At 37.0% G+C, this 20,300-nt stretch carries 14 protein-coding genes; 11 read left to right on the top strand and 3 right to left on the bottom strand.

What is annotated here, in order from left to right:
- Positions 1-7 precede the first annotated feature (7 nt).
- From uxuA to NST21_RS16275, 4 genes are all read left to right on the top strand, one after another.
- Complete coding sequence (uxuA, locus tag NST21_RS16290) at positions 8-1,084, top strand: mannonate dehydratase (RefSeq protein WP_056520526.1); 1,077 nt, start codon at positions 8-10, stop codon at positions 1,082-1,084.
- Positions 1,081-1,917, top strand: a complete 837-nt coding sequence (locus tag NST21_RS16285; protein ID WP_328116430.1) for an SDR family oxidoreductase — start codon at positions 1,081-1,083, stop codon at positions 1,915-1,917. The genes uxuA and NST21_RS16285 overlap by 4 nt, the downstream gene beginning before the upstream one ends.
- A gap of 219 nt (positions 1,918-2,136) precedes the next feature.
- On the top strand, positions 2,137-3,138 hold the full coding sequence (locus NST21_RS16280; protein WP_190271383.1) for a LacI family DNA-binding transcriptional regulator: 1,002 nt from the start codon (positions 2,137-2,139) through the stop codon (positions 3,136-3,138).
- A gap of 173 nt (positions 3,139-3,311) precedes the next feature.
- Positions 3,312-4,553, top strand: coding sequence for an MFS transporter (locus NST21_RS16275; protein ID WP_340890216.1), 1,242 nt, complete (start codon positions 3,312-3,314; stop codon positions 4,551-4,553).
- A 204-nt stretch (positions 4,554-4,757) separates the two neighbouring features.
- On the opposite strand, the gene NST21_RS16270 is transcribed toward NST21_RS16275, so the two are convergent.
- A complete protein-coding gene (locus NST21_RS16270; RefSeq protein WP_162878626.1) occupies positions 4,758-5,627 on the bottom strand; it encodes an AraC family transcriptional regulator in 870 nt (289 codons plus the stop codon).
- A 199-nt stretch (positions 5,628-5,826) separates the two neighbouring features.
- Here NST21_RS16270 and NST21_RS16265 point away from each other — a divergent pair, with 199 nt between their 5' ends.
- The 5 genes from NST21_RS16265 to NST21_RS16245 all read left to right on the top strand — a co-directional run bounded on the left by NST21_RS16265 (position 5,827) and on the right by NST21_RS16245 (position 12,715).
- The gene (locus NST21_RS16265) at positions 5,827-7,332 is read left to right on the top strand and encodes a UxaA family hydrolase (protein ID WP_340890214.1); all 1,506 of its coding nucleotides are present in this window, start codon (positions 5,827-5,829) and stop codon (positions 7,330-7,332) included.
- A gap of 60 nt (positions 7,333-7,392) precedes the next feature.
- Positions 7,393-8,406 carry a zinc-binding alcohol dehydrogenase family protein gene (locus NST21_RS16260; RefSeq protein WP_340890213.1) on the top strand — a complete coding sequence of 338 codons (1,014 nt, stop codon included), beginning with the start codon at positions 7,393-7,395 and terminating at the stop codon, positions 8,404-8,406.
- 100 nt (positions 8,407-8,506) lie between these two features.
- Positions 8,507-10,003 (top strand): tagaturonate reductase, encoded by a 1,497-nt coding sequence (locus tag NST21_RS16255; RefSeq protein WP_340890211.1) that lies wholly within the window; start codon positions 8,507-8,509, stop codon positions 10,001-10,003.
- Positions 10,004-10,695: 692 nt separating this feature from the next.
- On the top strand, positions 10,696-11,400 hold the full coding sequence (locus NST21_RS16250) for a TerC family protein (protein ID WP_053346418.1): 705 nt from the start codon (positions 10,696-10,698) through the stop codon (positions 11,398-11,400).
- Between the two features lie 394 nt (positions 11,401-11,794).
- Positions 11,795-12,715 carry an SRPBCC family protein gene (locus tag NST21_RS16245; protein ID WP_340890208.1) on the top strand — a complete coding sequence of 307 codons (921 nt, stop codon included), beginning with the start codon at positions 11,795-11,797 and terminating at the stop codon, positions 12,713-12,715.
- Between the two features lie 331 nt (positions 12,716-13,046).
- Here NST21_RS16245 and NST21_RS16240 read toward each other — a convergent pair whose 3' ends face one another.
- Both NST21_RS16240 and NST21_RS16235 read right to left on the bottom strand, forming a co-directional pair.
- Positions 13,047-13,607, bottom strand: a complete 561-nt coding sequence (locus NST21_RS16240; protein ID WP_340890206.1) for a cysteine hydrolase family protein — start codon at positions 13,605-13,607, stop codon at positions 13,047-13,049.
- Positions 13,608-13,802: 195 nt separating this feature from the next.
- A complete protein-coding gene (locus tag NST21_RS16235) occupies positions 13,803-15,284 on the bottom strand; it encodes an aldehyde dehydrogenase family protein (protein ID WP_340890204.1) in 1,482 nt (493 codons plus the stop codon).
- 904 nt (positions 15,285-16,188) lie between these two features.
- Here NST21_RS16235 and NST21_RS16230 point away from each other — a divergent pair.
- On the top strand, positions 16,189-18,039 hold the full coding sequence (locus tag NST21_RS16230) for a sigma-54-dependent Fis family transcriptional regulator (protein ID WP_340890203.1): 1,851 nt from the start codon (positions 16,189-16,191) through the stop codon (positions 18,037-18,039).
- A gap of 391 nt (positions 18,040-18,430) precedes the next feature.
- A complete protein-coding gene (locus NST21_RS16225; RefSeq protein ID WP_201250795.1) occupies positions 18,431-19,555 on the top strand; it encodes a histidine kinase N-terminal domain-containing protein in 1,125 nt (374 codons plus the stop codon).
- Positions 19,556-20,300 lie beyond the last annotated feature (745 nt).

Raw genomic sequence — 20,300 nt, 5'->3', positions numbered from 1 at the left:
GTGCACGATGAATATTACATTTAGATGGTATGGGAAAGACAATGATACCGTTACATTGGAGCAGGTTAAACAAATCCCTGGAGTTAAGGGGATTGTCTGGGCATTGCACCAAAAACCTGTTGGTGAGGTATGGGAAAAAGAAGAAATTAAAAAAGAAATTGAGTATATCCAATCATTTGGTTTCCACACAGATGTTGTTGAAAGTGTAAATGTTCATGAATCGATTAAATTAGGAAATGAAGATCGTATGATGTATATCGAGAAATACAAAGAGACGATCCGTAACCTTTCAGAGGCTGGAGTAAAAGTCATTTGTTATAATTTTATGCCGATTTTTGATTGGACTCGAACAGAAATGTTCCATCCATTGGAAGATGGTTCAACTGCATTATTTTATGAAAAAGCAAAAGTAGATACGTTAGATCCACAAGAGTTAATTCGTACGGTAGCAGAAGCTTCAGATTTAACATTGCCTGGTTGGGAACCAGAAAAGATGGAGCAGATTTCTGAATTATTCGAAGCATATAAAAGTATAGATGAAGATCAGCTGTGGGCGAATTTAGAAATTTTCCTTAAAGAAATATTACCTGTTGCCGAGGCATGCGGCATTAAAATGGCTATACATCCGGATGATCCACCATGGTCCATTTTTGGCTTGCCACGAATCATCACGGGAGAATCAAGTTATGAAAAACTAATCGCCATTTCGGATTCGACATCGAATGCGTTTACGATGTGTACAGGCTCGATGGGTGCGAACCCTGAAAATGATATGGTACAAGTAGCTAAAAAGTATGCTTACCGTGCTCCTTTCTCGCATATCCGTAATGTGAAAATTTATGAAAACGGTGACTTTGTGGAAACATCGCATTATACACAGGATGGATCCATTAATGTGCAGGGTGTTGTAGAAGAATTGAACAAGCAAAATTATACTGGCTATGTAAGACCTGACCACGGCCGTCACATTTGGGGAGAGGTTTGTCGCCCAGGTTACGGATTATACGACAGGGCATTAGGTATTATGTATTTACTTGGATTGTGGGATGCATATGAAGCCTCCAAAGTTGGTAAGCAATCATGATGCCTATCCACGAAAACTTAACAAATAGGGTGGCAGTAATCACCGGCGGCAGTGGTGTATTGTGTTCCAAAATGGCTGTAGAGTTAGCCCGTCATGGTGTCAAAATAGCTATATTGAACAGAACGGCTGAAAAAGGACAACAGATAGTCGATATCATTGGCCAAACAGGCGGAACTGCAATATCCATCGCGACAGACGTTTTGGATAGAATCTCATTAGAGAATGCAAGAGAGAAAATACTGGAAACGTTCGGACGAGTGGACCTATTAATAAATGGTGCTGGAGGCAATCACCCTGATGCCATTACAGCTCCAGAGAAATATGGGGAAGATGTAGATGGAAAGTCATTTTTCGATTTAGATGAAAATGGTTTTTCTCAAGTTTTTGCCAGTAATTTCACAGGTACATTTTTGGCGAGTCAGGTTTTTGGGAAAGCGTTATTACAAGTGGAAGCACCAGTTATATTAAATATTTCTTCCATGAGCTCTTACTCTCCAATGACTAAAGTACCAGCATATAGTGCTGCCAAAGCTTCGATAAATAACTTTACAATGTGGATGGCTGTTCACTTTGCTGAAGAGGGCTTACGTGTGAATGCTATTGCACCAGGTTTCTTTTTGACGAAGCAAAATCGAGACCTTTTGCTTAATGAAGATGGTAGTCTTACGGCAAGGTCCAATAAAATTATTACAGCAACACCCATGAAACGCTTTGGGCAACCTGAAGATTTGCTTGGTACATTGCTTTGGCTTGTTGATGAATCCTATTCGGGTTTTGTCACAGGAATTACGGTGCCAGTTGATGGCGGTTTCATGGCCTACTCAGGAGTGTGAACAAATTTCTTTTTTATAAATAAAGATGCCATGCAGGCGACTGGTCTTTTTATGATAGCTCACTGATTATGGGATGGTATTGGGATGTGCATTTTCGGTATAACAGAAGGTGATTGTAAAGCTGTTATTAATATAATAGAATATTTCTTATATATCATAAACCATTTTGTTAAATGGTGATAAGCACAGAAATGAAAACACGAGACAGGAATGAATGAAATGAAAACTATTACAATTACTGATGTCGCCAAACATGCGAAAGTATCGAAAAGCACTGTTTCCCAATACTTGAATAAGCGATACGAATACATGAGTGAAAAAACTAGAAAAAAAATTGAAGAGACTATTGAAGAGTTGAACTATCAACCTAATATTATAGCGCGCAGTTTAAAACAAAAATCGACTTTTACGGTTGGGGTAGTGGTTGCCAATATTCTTCACACGTTTTCTACACAAATTATACGTGCAATAGAAAACTACTTTTATAAACAAGGGTTTCATATTATTGTATGTAATGCAGATGATAATCCTGAGAAGGAAAAGAATTATATTGAAATGCTAAGAGCAAAGCAAGTTGATGGAATCATCATTTTCCCCACAGGGGACAATCTTGATTTATATAAACGTATGAAGAGTGATCAGTTTCCAATTGTATTTATGGATCGGACGATAGAAGAATTAAATATTGCTACTGTTATGCTTGATAATCATCTTGCGTCAAAGTTAGCGGTTGATCGGTTTGTAGAAAAAGGTTATGAAAAAATTGCAATCATAACCACTTCTATAATCCATAATATCAGTCCTCGAATTGAACGTATCCAAGGGTACAAAGATACACTCGCGTCACATGGAATACAATTCAATGCAGATTATATTAAAACAGTGAATGCAGAAGAAATTCCGAATGCACTTTCAGAATTTTTCGAATTAAAAAAACCGCCTCAAGCAATATTAGCAGGAAATGATATCGTACTTAATGAAATTTTGCGATATATGAAAAAACACGATATGAATATTCCTGAGGATGTTGCGGTTATTGGAATTGATGAAGTCCCGTACGCTAACTTCTATACACCGACTATAACAACGGTTAATCAGCCAGCAATTGAAATGGCAAATCAGGCAGCAGAGTTATTGCTTAGTCAGATAAATAAAACTGGAAAAGAAGACACAAGCGTGCATCGTTTGAAACCGAATTTGCTGTCAAGAAATTCTTGCTAGACGCAAGATTTTAAGTAAAAAAGAAAGCGCTTTTTTACTAGATTCGATTCTACTAAACCGATTTACTTTTGATGCTTTTTAAGGGTTTATTTTATATGTTTGGTTCTTGGTTATAAATTGGAAACGTTTTCAAAGGTACTTTTACATTTATTGAAACATCTAGGGGGTTCTTTATGTTTACAAAAGGTAGAGGAATGATCATTCTTTTCTTGTTCTTAGCAGGTGTAATAAATTATTTAGACCGTTCTGCATTGTCCATAGCAGCGCCGTTTATTCAAGATGATTTATCGTTAACAGCGACACAGATGGGGATTATTTTTAGTAGTTTTTCTGTAGGATATGCGATATTTAACTTTCTTGGAGGGATGGCATCCGATAAATATGGTGCGAAGCTGACACTTTTCGTTGCTATGATTGTTTGGTCTATATTCAGTGGTGCACTTGTACTGGCTGTCGGGTTTGTCAGTATGATTGTCATTCGTATTTTGTTCGGGATGGGTGAGGGTCCACTCTCCTCAACAATCAATAAAATGGTAAATAACTGGTTTCCTTCTAATCAACGGGCATCGGTTGTTGGTTTGACGAATAGCGGGACACCACTTGGTGGAGCCATTGCAGGACCGATTGTTGGTTTTATAGCAATCTCTTATGGTTGGAGAGTTTCATTTATTGCTATCATGGTGATTGGTCTTATATGGGCTGTTTGCTGGTGGAAATTTGCTAAAGAAAAACCAGAAGAGTCAACTGAACAGGAAAATGTGGGAAAAGAATATGTAGCAGCAGCAGCGGAAGGGAAATTGAAATTCACCTTCTATTTAAAACAAAAAACTGTATTATTTACAGCACTTGCATTTTTTTCGTACAACTATATCTTGTTCTTTTTCTTAACATGGTTCCCAAGTTATTTGGTAAATGCACGCGGACTAAGCGTAGAAAATATGAGTATCATCACAGTGATTCCGTGGATCTTTGGTTTTATTGGTCTTGCTTTGGGAGGTTTCGTGTCGGATTTCTTTTTTAAAAAGTTCGCACAAAAAGGCGTTTTATTCTCACGTAAGCTCGTGCTAGTTACTTGTTTGTTCTTATCGGCTGTTTGTATCGGATTTGCCGGCCTTGTATCGACAACATTAAGTGCAGTAACTCTAGTTGCACTTTCTGTGTTCTTCCTATATTTAACAGGTGCAATATACTGGGCGATTATTAATGATGTCGTAGACCCAGATAACGTTGGATCAGTTGGTGGTTTTATGCATTTCTTAGCAAATACAGCAGGAATTATCGGACCAACTTTAACAGGATACATTGTTGATACATCAGGCACATACACAGTAGCTTTCTTGCTTGCAGGTGGATTAGCTATTGTTGCATCGCTTGCAGTAATTCGCTTTGTACGTCCGATAGTTAAACCCGCGTAATAGATTAATAAAATAGAAGTGTCCCCCCAATGGAATTATCTATGGGGGGACACTTCTATTTTAATAGGATACGTATTTTTGCAACTACACAATATCGAAAGTTTAGTTAGCTTATATTTTATCCAAATAAGGAATTATGCGGTATTCTGTACGAGTCCGAGGGAGGTGTATGAATCATCATGCACCTACTCAATTTTTCTGAATCTAAGATTTATGGTGTGCCTTTCGAAAATTAGCTGGAGTCCTATCATTGTATTTTTTGAAGATACGATGAAAATGGGGCATACTTTCGAAACCACACATTTCAGCAATATGCGAAACTGTGTGATTCGTTTCCAATAACAGTTCCTTTGCTTTAATGACTCTTTTCGTATTCAGATACACGATTAACCCGATTCCAGTTGTTTCTTTAAAGACTCTACTGAAATGAGAGGGACTGACCAAGGATTTATTCGCAAGTATCGTCAAGGTTAATGGTTCACTTAAATGGTCATTAATATAGGCCAAAATATCTTTAATCCAAACTGAACTATAGGTATTAGTCTCCAACATATCCTGTTCGTTATTTATTCGAATACGGCATAAATCAAGCATAATCTGGTGAACAATCAGCAAAGTGGCATGCCTTGCGCCTAATGCATTTTCTGATGTTTCTTGATAAATGTGTAGAAGCTGTTCTTCCATTTTTATCTGTTTCTTTGGTGGTAAGGATATTTTATAATTCTTACTCTTTTTTGTCAGGTCAAACAAATTTAAATATGAAAAAGAATCATCAACAATGTCCTTATATATTAATGTGGGGCTGAAAAAGATAATCGTAGAAGTAACAGGGTCGTCCTTATTCGGCATTGCTCTATGAATCGTATTGTTAGGGATTAGGAATACATCTCCTTGTTGCATATCATAAAACACATCACCGACAAAAAAGGTCCCATTACCGCTATAAACATAAACAATTTCATAATAATCATGCATATGATCAGATAGTTCTTTCTGAGGACTTTTAGTATCTTGATAGACAAAAGATAAAGGGAACAGTAAATCATGATTGGACACTTTTTGATATTTTTTCATTTCGCTCATCACCTGATTGTATATTACAACAAAAATGAGTATATATATATCAAATAATGCAATTTATATTTCAATTCTTGATGTTAAAATGATAATAGATTCATAAGGAAATAAATTCATGCTTGAAAATGAAAGGGTTTTCTTATAGTGATTACCGTTTAGGTGTTGTACGCCAACACTCAAAATAGGAGGGGACAAAATGAATAAGATTGTTCAATTGCATTCAAAAGATGATGTGGTTATTTCCTTGCATGAGATCCGAAAAGGGGAGAGCCTGCAAATTCAATCGGGAGACAATGAAATTATCAATATAAAGGCTCGTGATGATATTCCGAAAGGACATAAGATATTAGTAAACCCGGTAAAGCAGGGGGCAGATGTTCTTAAGTTTGGCTACTCGATTGGGAAGGCCAAAAAAGATCTGTATGCTGGGGAGTGGGTTCATACTCATAACCTAGGATCCGGTTTGCAGGGGATATTGGAATATTCCTATCAACCAAGCATTCAAAATACAGAAGTCGAATACTCAAAACATACATTCCAAGGATATATACGTGAAAACGGGGATGCGGGAATCCGTAATGAAATCTGGATCATCAATACGGTTGGTTGTATTAATAAAACATGTGAAGTGCTTGCTAAAATGGGTAATGAGCAGTTTAAAGAGCGACAAATTGATGGAATTCATCACTTTCCTCATCCCTACGGTTGTTCTCAATTAGGGGATGACTTGACTAATACACAGAAGCTATTGGCATCCTTGGCTCAACACCCGAATGCAGCTGGAGTATTGGTTGTGGGATTAGGATGTGAAAATAATCAAATTGAAGCATTTAAAGAAGTCATTGGCGAGTTTCCCCCGAATCGTATTAAATTTCTCAAAGCCCAAGAGGTTAATGACGAATTAGAGTGCGGCTTACGATTATTGGAAGAATTAGTGGGATACGCGGAACAATTTGAACGTCAGCCGATACCGGTTTCAAAGTTGAAAATAGGATTAAAGTGTGGAGGGTCTGATGGTTTTTCAGGTATTACCGCCAATCCACTAGTTGGAGCGGTATCCGATCTTATTGTTGAAAATGGTGGGACAACGATTTTGACAGAGGTTCCAGAGATGTTTGGAGCGGAAACTATATTAATGAACCGGGCAAAGGATGAAGAAACATTTAATAAAATCGTTCATCTTATTAATGATTTTAAACAATATTTTATTCGGCATGACCAGGAAATTTATGAAAATCCTTCACCTGGAAATAAAGAAGGTGGTATTAGTACACTGGAGGAAAAATCACTTGGATGTACGCAAAAAGGCGGTCATGCTACGGTTGTAGATGTCAATCCATATGGCAAACGAGTAGTCAAACATGGACTGAATTTGGTCAATGCTCCTGGTAATGACTTGATATCGGTTACGGCTTTGGCAGCATCAGGGGCTCATATCGTTCTATTTACCACAGGAAGAGGAACACCATTTGGTGGCCCGGTGCCAACTGTGAAAATAGCGACAAACTCAGATTTAGCCAAACGCAAAAAGCATTGGATTGATTATAATGCGGGACAGTTAATTGAAGGTCAAAACATAGATGAATTAAAGCATGATTTATTCCGTTACATTCTTGAGCTTGCATCTGGTGAAAAGAAAACCAATAATGAAAAATTCGGCTATAGGGAGATAAGCATTTTTAAAGAGGGAGTCATTCTTTAAAATAGATAATTTTCTCATCTTTTTAGTAGATTTAAAATATAAAAAAAGGAGTGTTATTTTGTGAAAAGTATAGTCTGTGAGCAACCTTATCAATTTAAAATGATAGAGGCTGAACAACCTGTTCCAAACTCAGGAGAAGCTTTAATTCGTGTGAGGCGCATTGGAATATGTGGAACGGACATTCATGCCTACGGAGGTAATCAACCATTTTTTAGCTATCCACGGATACTTGGTCATGAACTATCTGGGCATATTGAATCCATCCCTGAGAATGCATCGGGACTAAAAGTTGGCGATCAAGTCTCGATCATTCCATATATGGAGTGTGGAAAATGTATTGCTTGTAAAAGCAGAAAAACGAACTGCTGTACGAGTATGAAAGTGTTGGGTGTACATATAGAAGGTGGAATGCGTGAATGGATTACGGTTCCTTATGATCATTTAGTGAAAACTGAAGGGCTTACCCTTGATCAATCAGCTATGATAGAGCCTTTAAGTATAGGGGCTCACGCGGTTAGACGTGCTGCGATTCAAGAAGGGGAGTTTGCACTCGTTATTGGTGCAGGTCCAATAGGATTAGGAGTTATGGCATTTGCTAAAGAACAAGGAGCGAAAGTAATTGCAATGGATGTAAACAATGAGCGCCTTGCGTTTGCTGGTAAATGGGCAAAGGCAGATTATTCGTTGAACGTTTTGGATCAACCATTAGAGAAATTAGCCGAGTTGACAAATGGAGAAATGCCTACCGTTGTATTTGACGCAACTGGTAATGCGAAGTCGATGATGGAGGCGTTTAAATACCCTGCTCACGGAGGAAGACTGATCTATGTAGGTTTAGTGAAGTCTGATATTTCCTTTAATGACCCTGACTTCCATAGTAAAGAACTTACCCTAATGGGAAGCCGTAATGCTACTCGAGAAGATTTTGATTACGTAGTGAATACGGTGAAAAATGGTGGAGTGGATTTAAGTTTGTATATTTCACACCGTACGCATTTGGATGAAATGATCCAACAGTTTGAAGGTTGGTTAACTCCAGATGCTAAAGTCATTAAGGCTATTGTTGAAATTTAAACGATGGTTTCATGTCTAATAAAAGCAACCGCGTGATGTGGTTGCTTTGTTCATCTTCTATAGAGAGAAATTTTCTGTTATGAAAGGGAGTTTAATAATCATGAATAATAATCAAAGTCATGTGAAGAGCCTAAGTAAAGAAACAGGAGCTGTGCAAATTGGACATATGATGCAGGATTACCCAGTAAAAGTACTGCAAATTGGAGAGGGGAATTTTCTGCGTGGCTTCTTTGACTGGATGATTTCTGAATGTAATAAACAAGGGCATTTCCAAGGAAGCATTGTCGTTACCCAGCCTCGCCCCACTGGAAAAGGAAAAATAGAGAAATTGAAGCAACAAGATGGATTATATACGTTGATGATACGGGGATTTAAGAATGGGGAGAAAGTAGATAATAAAGAGATTATCTCCGTTTTTTCGAAGGCAATTGATCCGTATGAAGAATGGGACGAGTTTTTGGCGTTGTCCCAAAACCCTACATTGGAATTTGTAGTCTCTAACACGACAGAGGCTGGGCTCAAATACCAGCATATTCCTTGGGAAGAGGGAGTACCGATTGAATCTTTTCCGGGGAGACTAACAGCATTTTTATATCAGCGATATTTATATTTTAACGGAGAAACAGAAAAAGGTCTCATCATGCTACCATGTGAGCTTTTGGAGAGAAATGGTGATATGTTGAAGCAATGTGTCCTTCAGCACAGTAGGGACTGGGAATTACCGAAGTCATTTATGGATTGGGTAGACCAAAATAATCTGTTCCTTAACTCCCTTGTAGATCGTATTGTAACAGGGTTTCCTGCTAAAGAGGCGGAAGAATTGTTTGCATCGTGGGAATATGAGGATTCTTTATTAAATACAGCAGAGCCGTATCATTTATGGGCTATAGAAGGTGATCCTTCTTTTGACCAGCGTCTTCCTTTGAAACAATCAGGCTTAAACGTGCATTGGGTAAAGGATTTAGTTCCTTATCAAATGAGGAAGGTACGTATTCTAAATGGTTCACATACGTTAATGGCTCCTCTGGGTATATTATCTGGATTGGAAGAAGTGAAACAGGTAATCGATCACCCTGATTTTAATCGATTTCTGCGCCAAGCAATCGAGGAGGAAATAATTCCTTCATTACCATTTGATCGTAATGAGATGATAATATATGGAGAAAGCGTTATGGAGCGTTTTATGAATCCTTTTGTTCATCATCGTCTGGCCGACATATCATTGAATAGTGTATCGAAGTTTAAGGTTCGTCTTCTGCCGACTTTAGAAGATTATTTTGAGAAGAAAGATAGACTGCCTGTCTGCGTTGTACGAGCATTTGCTGGACTGATCCGATTTTATAAGGTACAGAAAGTTAAAGGGAAATATGTAGGGGAAAGCTTTGGTGGTAAAGAGTATGTCGTAAAAGATGATGTAGAAACAATTGAATTTTTTAGAGAACAATGGCTTCGTTATGAGGCAGAAGAAATTTCACTTAAACAATTGGTTGAGACCTTTCTAGGTAATCAACATTTATGGGGGAAGGATTTGAACAAGTTCTCTACTCTTGTTGACGAATTATGCTACCACTTAGAAGTAATGGTTAGAAAGCAATGAGGTTGTGGGAACTGATGCTCAGTTGCCATGTTCTTTTTTTAATAACATATCAGATATCTAACGTTTTCTCTAATAGATTCCTTATCTTATTATTATGATGTAGAATTTTATATGGCTCTTTAGAAATAACCCTTTATAAAAATTTATCCCATTGTTAGTTTGACATTATTCTGTTTAGACTATGATTTACATACACGAATGAAATATGAAAAAGGTTAGTAGAACCCTAAAAGAAGATTTACAATTCAAATGAAAACGGTGATTATACCGGAACACAAGCTTATGAAAAGTTTCAACAGGATTAAACTAGCGGAAATATGATGATTTTGCGATGCCAGAAGATAGACCAAGACAATATATTCTATCTATAAGCTGATAAACCAATTATTTCCTAGGAAAGTCCAGAAAATTATTCATTATTTTTTACTTTATTTTATTCATATTTTTGGTATAATAGAGTTGCCATAAGATTTCTTTAAGTTTTCTATAATGCAAGATACTTAGATTTTAGGGAAAAATTTCATAATACTTATCCCGTGAAGGGGAGTAGCGTCAGGTGTAACCTGAAATAAAGTCGTCATTACGTGGAATTTCTCCACCGGCTTTATTGGCCTAATCAATTAGTGCTTAGCGAGACCTTTGCCATTTATGGCAGAGGTCTCTTTATTTTTGTTTAAAAGGAGGAAGATGTGTTGGATTTTTTAACAGGTGAATTTATTTCAGGTCTTTTAGCAATCATTATGATAGATTTGGTTCTTGCTGGAGATAATGCGATCCTTATTGGATTGGCTGCAAGAAAGCTTCCTAAAGATCAGCAAAAAAAGGTGATCATTTGGGGAGCAGTCGGGGCAATTGTTATCAGGATTATTGCAACGCTGTTGGTTGTTGTTATCTTAAAGGTGCCTGGCCTGCATTTAATTGGAGGATTACTGCTGGTATGGATTGCTTATAAGCTTCTTATTGATGAGGAAGAACATGATGTGAAACCCGCTGACTCAATGTGGGCTGCCATTAAAACTATTATTATTGCAGATGCTTTAATGGGATTGGATAATGTTCTAGCTGTTGCTGGCGCGTCACATGGAAATTTCACATTAGTAGTGATTGGTTTGCTTGTGTCGATTCCAGTAGTGATGTATGGAAGCACTTTGATCCTGAAACTGATTGAACGCTACCCATTCATCATAGTAATTGGAGCCGGGATACTAGGCTGGACAGCTGCTAAGATGATCGTAGCTGAACCTTTCATGCACAACTACTTTGCTAATCCCTTCGTAAAATACGGATTTGAAGCAATAGTCGTGATTGGGATTTTAGTGGCGGGTAACCTTAGACAACAAAAAGTAGAAAAAGAAAAAGCTATCAGAAATAAAATCCAAATCGAACAGAATGGTTAAACGGTAATCCAAAGAGACTTTTCGTAAAAGAAAGGTCTCTTTTTTCTGTCTATTGGGCCAGTGCTAGTTGATTCTTTCAGAGTTTTAATTTGAAACCTTTATGGAGTGTGTCGTCAGCTGATGTACTATACTAGTATACTTTTTTATGTTAACGGATAAGGGTCCTTAGTTGGAAAATAACTAGCCCCCTTTTAATAATGAAGGGGGAGAAAGCCCATTATAAAATAACAAATCGGGAGTCATACTATAGTGGTTGCATCGTAACTTAACAAGAAAAAAATTAAAGGGATATCATAATAAAAAACAGAAATATTTTATATAAGAAGAAGAAAACTGCGTTAAGGTATATTACCAATGGGATACAAATACATGATTATAACAGGAGAATTAGTAGATGAAACTAAAAGTTGAAGTTGAAAGAAAAATCTCTAAGTCAATTGACGAGGTTTTTGAAGCAATTGTTGATCCTGAAATAATGTCCCAATACTTTATATCTAGCGGGACTAGTCGCATTGAAAGCAATAAAACTATTACTTGGAGATGGGACGATGTTGGTGCAGAGTTGCCTATTACGGTTAAGAACGTTAGCGAAGAAGAGCACTATATAACATTTCTGTGGTCGGCTAGTGGAGTAGAAACTAATGTAGAATTCAAGCTAGAGTGGTTAGACGCAACCTCAACCTTGGTAAAGGTGAGTGAGGATGGCTGGGAAGGAAATGTACAAGGAATAAAATGTTACGGACAACAGACGCAAGGCTGGGTTGATATGATCTTATGTATGAAGGCTTTTCTTGAATTCGGTATCAATTTACGCTCTGGTATCAAAGACAAATTGATGGCAATGCCTATTTCAATACCAGATCTTTCATCAAGACCTTTTTCTCTAACGGTTGACCGTATAATTGATTCATTGCCTGATGCTCTTTTCCTAGCGTGGACTAAACAGTTTGACCTCTGGTTTGCATCTCCAGGATCGGTGTTAATGAATGGAGAAGTCAACTCGGTTTTCTTCTTTGAGACAATCTACGAATTCGAGACGGAAAGAAAGGCGAAGCGCCATCCCCATTACGGCCGATTTCTTAGGCTTGAACCCAATAGACTCATCGAATTAACGTGGGTTACCGGGGCTGAGGGAACAAAAGGAGCTGAAACGGTTGTTACGATTGAACTAGAATCTAACACAAACGGTACGCATTTGCGTCTTACTCATGCAGGCTTTCCAGATGAGGAGTCGAGAAATCAGCACGAACAGGCTTGGCCGATTGTGCTTGAAGAATTAGACAAGCGAATGAGGGCAAGTACCACCCAAGAATAAAGAATAGCCCCGGTTAGTAAAAGTGAGATATCGTAATAATGCAGCGATACTCCCTTCTTCAGTCTAAGAAAACGGCTTTTGTTTCCGATGAATGATCACACAAAAAAAGGGATGACAATTTGGAATGAAGAAGGAGTAAAGAAATTCTGAAAATTAAAAGATTTATTCTGGTTTCGTAATCTTTTATCGGGCTATTACAATAGGAATGTGTCAGAGAGAAATGGAAAGTTTGTTGATTTGGAAAAATGCCAGATAAATCAACAAACTTTAAACCATACTGGAAAGGCATTTTTAAAGCCCAACCTAAATCAAGTCTAGATCACTCTTATTTTTACTTTACTTTTGCTTTTTCTAAGTAAGCAGTTGCTGTTTCAATTGTAGCGTAGAGGCTTCCAAGCGCTGCCATAAATACGTCATGGACATCAGTGGCTTGTATGTTGCGTCCGCGAAAAGATAGGTCAGGAGATGTGCAGGCATCTTCAATGACGGTGCACGTGAACCCATAGTCTACAGCGGCACGGGCAGTTGCGTCGATACACATGTGGCTCATCATGCCACATATGACAACATGCTCGGTGCCAGCTTGACGAAGTTGATTAAGGAGGGGAGTCTCTCGGAAGCTATTCGGATAATTCTTCTGAATGATAGTTTCTCCTTCAAGTGGTGCAACAGCCTCGTTAATCGTGATTCCTTCTGTTCCTGGAGCAAAAAATGGAGCGTTGTGATCATTGAATATATGCTGAATATGAAATATTGGCATGTTTTGGTTGCGGAAAAAATTTAGCAACTTTCGGGCGTTATTTGCTGCTCTATTAGGTTCAAATAGCTCCATCCGACCATTTGGAAAATAATCATTCTGAATGTCAACAAGAATTAAAGTTGTCTTTTCCATTTAATACCTCTCCTTATTCTTCCATTTAGATAAAATCTGTTAGTATTAAGTGTTGGTTTTAGGGATTCTGCAAATCCTACCTATCTCATAGAAGGGATAAATTACAAATTAAGTTTATTTGCGTGTAACATAAATAAAATATATAAGCAAACAGGGACAAAGATGCCCCTGTTTTAAGTGGTTTATAAAGTTTTATTAGTTTAAGTTAATCCATACACTTTTAACTTCAGTATAGTTATCTAACGCATAGCTTCCCATTTCTCGACCAATTCCACTTTGTTTGTACCCTCCAAAAGGAGAAGCGGCATCAAAAGCGTTATAGCAGTTTACCCAAACTGTACCTGCTTTTAATTCATTGGCCACATAATGGGCTTTTTTCACATCTTGTGTCCATAAACCTGCTGCTAATCCATATTCGGTGTTATTTGCACGGCGAATCACATCGTCTAAATCGTCAAACGGCATGGCAGCTACAACAGGTCCGAAGATTTCTTCTTTAGCAATAGTCATTTCATCATTGACACCAGCAAATATTGTTGGTGCTACAAAATAGCCATCGCCTTGTCCATAACTACCGCCTGTAACCACTTCTGCACCTTCTGATTTTCCTTGTTCAATATAACTACCCACACGTTCTAGTTGCTCATTAGATACCAATGGCCCTATCTGTGTAGATGGATCAAGGCCAGCCCCTTGTTTAATGTTTTTTGCGTGGGAAACTAAATCAGCTACCACATTATCATAGGACTTCTTCTGAATATAAAGGCGAGAGCCAGCACAACAAACTTGTCCTTGATTAAACATAATGCCCGATAAAGCACCGGGAATCGCTTTAGTCATATCAGCATCTGGTAAAATGATATTTGGTGATTTCCCACCCAATTCTAGTGAAATCTTTTTCACTGTACCTGAAGCTTGGCGCATAATCATTTTACCTACTGAGGTAGAACCTGTAAAAGCAATTTTATCCACATCCGGATGGTCTACAAGTGGTGAGCCTGCTGTTTCACCAAATCCTGGTATAACATTAAGAACACCAGGAGGAAACCCGGCTTCGAGTGCTAGTTGACCTAAATACAATGCTGAAAGTGGTGTTTGCTCTGCTGGTTTTAAAACGATTGTACATCCGGTTGCAAGGGCTGCACCTAATTTCCACGCTGCCATAAGAAGAGGGAAATTCCAAGGAATTATTTGTCCAACTACACCTACTGCTTCATGGCGAGTATAGTTGAAGTAATTCCCTGCAACAGGAATCGTTTGACCGACAATCTTAGTAGTCCATCCAGCATAATAACGGAAGTGATCAATGGCAAGAGGGACGTCCGCATTAGTTGTTTCACTAATAGGCTTCCCGTTATCTAGTGTATCCAATTGTGCTAACTCTTCTTTGTGGGCTTCCATTAAATCCGCTAATTTATAAATGAGGCGACTGCGTTCAGAAGCACTCATTTTTTTCCAAGGACCATTGTCAAATGCTTGGCGGGCTGCTTTGACTGCTTTATCAACATCTTCTGGTCCGGCTTCGCTCACAATTGCTAAAACTTTCCCGTTGGAAGGATCAAGAGTCTCAAAAGTTTGACCAGAAGTAGCTTCTACCAATTCCCCATTAATCAAAAGCTTTTTAGTACCCTTTAAGAATTCTTGTACACGTGGATTAAGTCGAATTGTTTGTTCCATTTATAAAACCCCTTTTCATTTGGTATAAGTAAATGTTTATTCTTGCAAATTCGCTCAGATAATATGAAAGTCTATCCATGAAACCTATCAAACTTCAGTTTGCTATTAGAATTTTGGCATATAGATGTTATACCTAAATTATCAATCGATATATGTGTGCGACCTTTTGTTAATTCAACTATCCTTTATTCAGAATTCTTAGCCGTACCATTTATTGAAACGGCAGTACCTAATTCCTTCGCGAGATTAAGAGTATGACTCAAACACGTGACTACCAACTTCATCAATTACTGCACGAAATTTGTGTCCAATAACAAAGGGGATACTTAGACCGAATCAACAAAAATATTTATCCTTGCATGCAATCACTACGACAAATCATCTGCAGTTAGTGCTGAATCGGGCATTTTTAAGACCTTCAAGAGCTGTTGATGTTCAGTTAGTACCACAATGCTTCGTGACGAATCTGTGTTTTTTTATCCAATTTTCGGATGCAACTCATGTTTAAAACGGGTTTGTGCTGCCATTTATTCTTTCTATTTATCTATCTTTCCTGGTTATTTAAGCCTCCTTTTAAAAAAAATGGAATAAGGTACTCAACTGGTTATAATGCAAGACTCATGCCAATAACAAAAACCCTATGAAAACCGTAAAAAATGATTGGATAGTTTTTAGAAAAATAGTTTTTGTTCTAATATGGAACAATTACATGTTCCATATTAGAACAAAATTGAACGAAACGTAGAATCCGTTGGTTTAGTTTCTGAATTTTCTGCTATAATGAAATTGTATGGACAAACCCTTTTTAGCCTATAAAAATTTTGTTGTTCTATGTGTGCAAAGTTAAGATAGTGAATCAACAAAATTACATAAAGAGTATTTTACAAATGGGAGGAGTTATTCTATGTCGGTCAATATTAGCGCGCCTAAAGAAACCATTCCTACTTTCATTCAAGAATCCTGGAAGCGTTGCCATTCAAAAGGACTTCAACCTAGAATAATGGACAAGGAAAATATGCTGGGTGAATTTGAGCTGGCCGAATTCCAGGATCAATATGCAGAGCTCCTTTATTATTCTTCACCCATTTTAGAAGACGTGTATAGCTCTATTCATGGCATGGAATCTATTCTATTACTTGCTGCACCTGAAGGATACATCATTGAAACTGTCGGAGATCCATCATTTATTCGGCATGCTGACAATGTTGCCCTTAGAAAAGGGGCAAATTGGCTGGAGGAATCAAAAGGGACAAATGCAATAGGTACAGCTATAGTAGAGAAAAAAACAGTACTTATTCACGGCAGCCAACATTTTTATCAGGATAACCATTTCCTTACTTGTACCGCAACTCCCATTTATCATCCTGATGGTCATCTTCTTGGTGTTTTAAACTTAAGCAGTCATCAACAGGATTATCATCCGTTTTCTATTAGTTTAGTTCAAAGCGTGGCAGATAGTATTAAACAAGCCCTCTTATTAGCCCAAACACAAAAACGAGAGAAAAATCTTTATTTTATATATGATCAGCATCCTGACCCTCTATTTACAATTAATAAAGAAGGAAACGTTACAAGTCTTAATATCGCAGCATCCCGTGCTATTGGCAGTATAGAACAAACCACAACGGGGCAACCGATATCGAGTATAATATCAGGACTAGATACTCTTGCATTAATTAAAGGACTAGAACAAAAGGTTGCAATAAAAAATCAGAAGTTTACAGCACAGCCCCTTATTAAAGATACTCAACATCTGTCCTATGTGACTCTTCGGTTAGAGAAACTAAAACAGATAGATGAACAAACAAATCGTTATCATTTTTCTGATATCATCAGTAATGATTCTCAAATGAATCAAACGATATCCATAGCAAAAAGGGCTGCGAAACTTGATATTAGTCTTCTTATTACTGGTGAAAGCGGCACAGGCAAAGAGCTGTTTGCCCAATCTATCCATGGTGTCAGCCTAAGAAGAGATAAACCATTTATCGCGATTAATTGCAGTGCAATACCTGAAAATTTATTAGAAAGTGAGTTATTTGGGTATGAAAAGGGTGCCTTTACTGGTGCAAATAGCGGTGGACATAAGGGGAAGTTTGAAGCGGCAAATGGTGGAACCTTGTTTTTGGATGAAATCGGGGATATGCCGCTTACTGCTCAAGCGACTTTACTTCGGGTGCTTCAGGAACGTTGTGTGACACGTGTCGGCGGTAATACTTCGCGCCCCATCGATGTGAGAATAATCGCAGCAACTAACAAAGACTTACAGAAAGAAATAGAAGCAGGAAAGTTTCGTGCGGATCTATTTTTTCGTCTGAATGGTTTAACCTTAAAACTTCCAAAATTAAAGAATCGTACAGATTTATTAATGTTAGCTGAACATGTTTTATCGCATTTACCCTATAGAAATGAAAGTACAGAGTTAACAGAAGATGCTAAAACATTTATTTTCGAATATGAATGGCCAGGAAACTTCCGCGAATTACAAAACGTGCTAGGGCAGGCTGCTTTTCTAGCCAATCAGAATCCGATTACAAAGACTTTGCTCGTTTCACTTTGTCCAGTTTCATCTCCGTCAAGAAATGTAGAAGAAACAAAGGAGAAAGAACCTACAAGTATGCTAGATCAAGAAATCCAACTTATTAAAAAAGCGTTGGAACGAACAAATGGAAATATTAGCAACGCAGCAAAACAACTTAAAATTGGCCGTAATACTCTTTATAGAAAGATGAGAACCTACAAAATCATGCGATAACTCAAAAAGTAGGTGATTCAGAGTGTTTTTGAAGTATTTAACTGATGATACTTTTTAACCAATCACCAACTTCCCCGACCTATTTTGGTCGGTTTCTTTGTTATCCACCAACCATACTTGTGGTCTCCAGACTATTTTCCCTGTCACTTATCAACATTTCATCTACTTTACGAGCTGTTTTTTCATGTGTTTGTTCCTTTTGGAGTTTGTTTTTTCTATTCTAAAATCGTATCATAAGAAGATTAACAGATCTTGAATAAAACAATGATAGGCTTATCGTACTTATATAAATATGTCGTGTGAAGTGCAGGAAATTAAAACATCATATAGAATAATGTTATTAATATAATAATAAACTAAAATTCCGAAAGAGAATGTGGTGGTCAATAGTATGGAATTGTTATCAGAACAAAAGAAGTATAAAAAAGTATTGATTCAATATTTAGAAGAAAATCAATCACTGTTTTTAAATGAATGGAACGAGACCATCAAAGTAAATGAAATCGACCCCTACAAAGAAAAAATCAAAGAAAATGGATATGGGATGTACTCCCTAGTCATTAATATTTTTAAGGGATCATTGTCAAATGACGTGCTAACAAAATTGGCTTACCAGGTAGCAAATGAACGCCTTAAAGCAAATATTAATATTGGAGATTTTTTGTACAATATTAATTTAGGGAGAAATATCATTGTCAGAAATGTTTTTGGGGCAAATATCCCCATTAAATATATACAGAAGTTTATTGATGAAATCAACACACACTTCGATACATTCAGTTATCATGCCGTAACGAGGTATACAAATCTAACAAATGAAGTGATTGAGGAAAAACAATCTTTTATAAGTGAAAATCACAAAGATAAATTAGCGGTATTGGGACAAATATCATCAAGCTTTGTACATGAGTTCAGAAATCCTCTTACAGCTATTATGGGGTTTAATAAATTACTAATAAGGGAGAACCCTAATCTGAAATATTTAGATATAATAGATTATGAACTAAATCAGCTGAATTTTAGAATAACCCAATTCCTCCACACCTCTAAATCTGATTTTAACGAGGAACAAAGAGAGGAAATTTCTGTGTTGGAATTACTTGAAGAAATCCAACAACTAACATATGCGAGTATTGTCGATGCTAGCGTTAATGTAGAAATAGATATTTATCCGAACTTTGTCATAACAGCGAGCAAGGATGGACTAAAGCAGGTATTTCTAAACCTTTTTATAAATTCAATTGATGCTTTAAAGGGGAAAGACCAGCCTAGAACATTAAAAATACATACTATAACTGAGCCAAATGAACGGGTTATTAGAATATCAAATAATGGACCTGCTATTGCAAGTGAAATGATAGAATCAATTTTTGAGCCCTTTTTCACAACAAAAGAGTTAGGTACAGGAATTGGACTTTACGTATGTAAGAAGATTATAGAAAGTAATGATGGTTATATGAATTGTGTGTCTAATGACAATTTAACAACATTCAGTATACATTTCCCTAATAGTTAAATTATTAGTGACCTAAAAGTTCAAGTTCATGGGGATTCATACATATCTTAGGAATATAAAGACCCATTATTTCCTTAATACATATTCACATATTTTACAGCAGAAACTCGATGTAGTGTTGTATTTAGCTAAATAGTTGAAGCACATCACTAAACTTACGGTTATTTTAGGGAGGGGACCAACATCTCTATGGCCAATATACCCCGAAAATCAAGATTCTCTTACTTTTACAGGTTTTAGGTGTACGAGTTTACAGGGCAAGAATGATTTCTAAGGGCGGCGGAGTGATGAAAGCGATTAATCGGATAAAGGTGATTTCGTCTTTCCTAAGAAATTATAATAAATATTTAAAGAAGATGCCTAAATTAGTAATGGAAATTTAGGCATCTTCTTTTCATTTAATTATTAACCCTCTAGTCTGATATTTTTCACTACGGACATGTTTGAATATTTACGGATTTAAGCATTTACTACAATTGTCAGATTTTTAGACATTTTCAATAAATTGTCCTGGTATGACGATCAATTCATTTTCACCCGAAATGAACGGATGCAATATAACTTAGAAGTTCACCATAAAAGTTATGTCGAAATTCTAAAAGAAAACAATTAAATTGTCATTTTGTGATTCGAATATGAATCAAAAAGTGTTAATAATTAATTTATGAATCAAAAATTAAGTTTTTGATTCAATTTTGAATCGAATAAAAGTCATGAAACCTTCAAATCCTTATATACTAACAAT

Origin of the sequence: Peribacillus sp. FSL K6-1552 (genome assembly GCF_038005205.1) — a bacterium.
In the GTDB taxonomy this organism is placed as follows: domain Bacteria; phylum Bacillota; class Bacilli; order Bacillales; family DSM-1321; genus Peribacillus; species Peribacillus butanolivorans.
This window is presented reverse-complemented; position numbering and strand designations above follow the sequence as displayed.

What these genes read in the sequence shown, in the direction of transcription:
- uxuA (WP_056520526.1), top strand. Translation starts at nt 8, where the DNA reads ATGAATATTACATTTAGATGGTATGGGAAAGACAATGATACCGTTACA.
- NST21_RS16285 (WP_328116430.1), top strand. Translation starts at nt 1,081, where the DNA reads ATGATGCCTATCCACGAAAACTTAACAAATAGGGTGGCAGTAATCACC.
- NST21_RS16280 (WP_190271383.1), top strand. Translation starts at nt 2,137, where the DNA reads ATGAAAACTATTACAATTACTGATGTCGCCAAACATGCGAAAGTATCG.
- NST21_RS16275 (WP_340890216.1), top strand. Translation starts at nt 3,312, where the DNA reads ATGTTTACAAAAGGTAGAGGAATGATCATTCTTTTCTTGTTCTTAGCA.
- NST21_RS16270 (WP_162878626.1), bottom strand. Translation starts at nt 5,627, where the DNA reads ATGAAAAAATATCAAAAAGTGTCCAATCATGATTTACTGTTCCCTTTA.
- NST21_RS16265 (WP_340890214.1), top strand. Translation starts at nt 5,827, where the DNA reads ATGAATAAGATTGTTCAATTGCATTCAAAAGATGATGTGGTTATTTCC.
- NST21_RS16255 (WP_340890211.1), top strand. Translation starts at nt 8,507, where the DNA reads ATGAATAATAATCAAAGTCATGTGAAGAGCCTAAGTAAAGAAACAGGA.
- NST21_RS16245 (WP_340890208.1), top strand. Translation starts at nt 11,795, where the DNA reads ATGAAACTAAAAGTTGAAGTTGAAAGAAAAATCTCTAAGTCAATTGAC.
- NST21_RS16240 (WP_340890206.1), bottom strand. Translation starts at nt 13,607, where the DNA reads ATGGAAAAGACAACTTTAATTCTTGTTGACATTCAGAATGATTATTTT.
- NST21_RS16235 (WP_340890204.1), bottom strand. Translation starts at nt 15,284, where the DNA reads ATGGAACAAACAATTCGACTTAATCCACGTGTACAAGAATTCTTAAAG.
- NST21_RS16230 (WP_340890203.1), top strand. Translation starts at nt 16,189, where the DNA reads ATGTCGGTCAATATTAGCGCGCCTAAAGAAACCATTCCTACTTTCATT.
- NST21_RS16225 (WP_201250795.1), top strand. Translation starts at nt 18,431, where the DNA reads ATGGAATTGTTATCAGAACAAAAGAAGTATAAAAAAGTATTGATTCAA.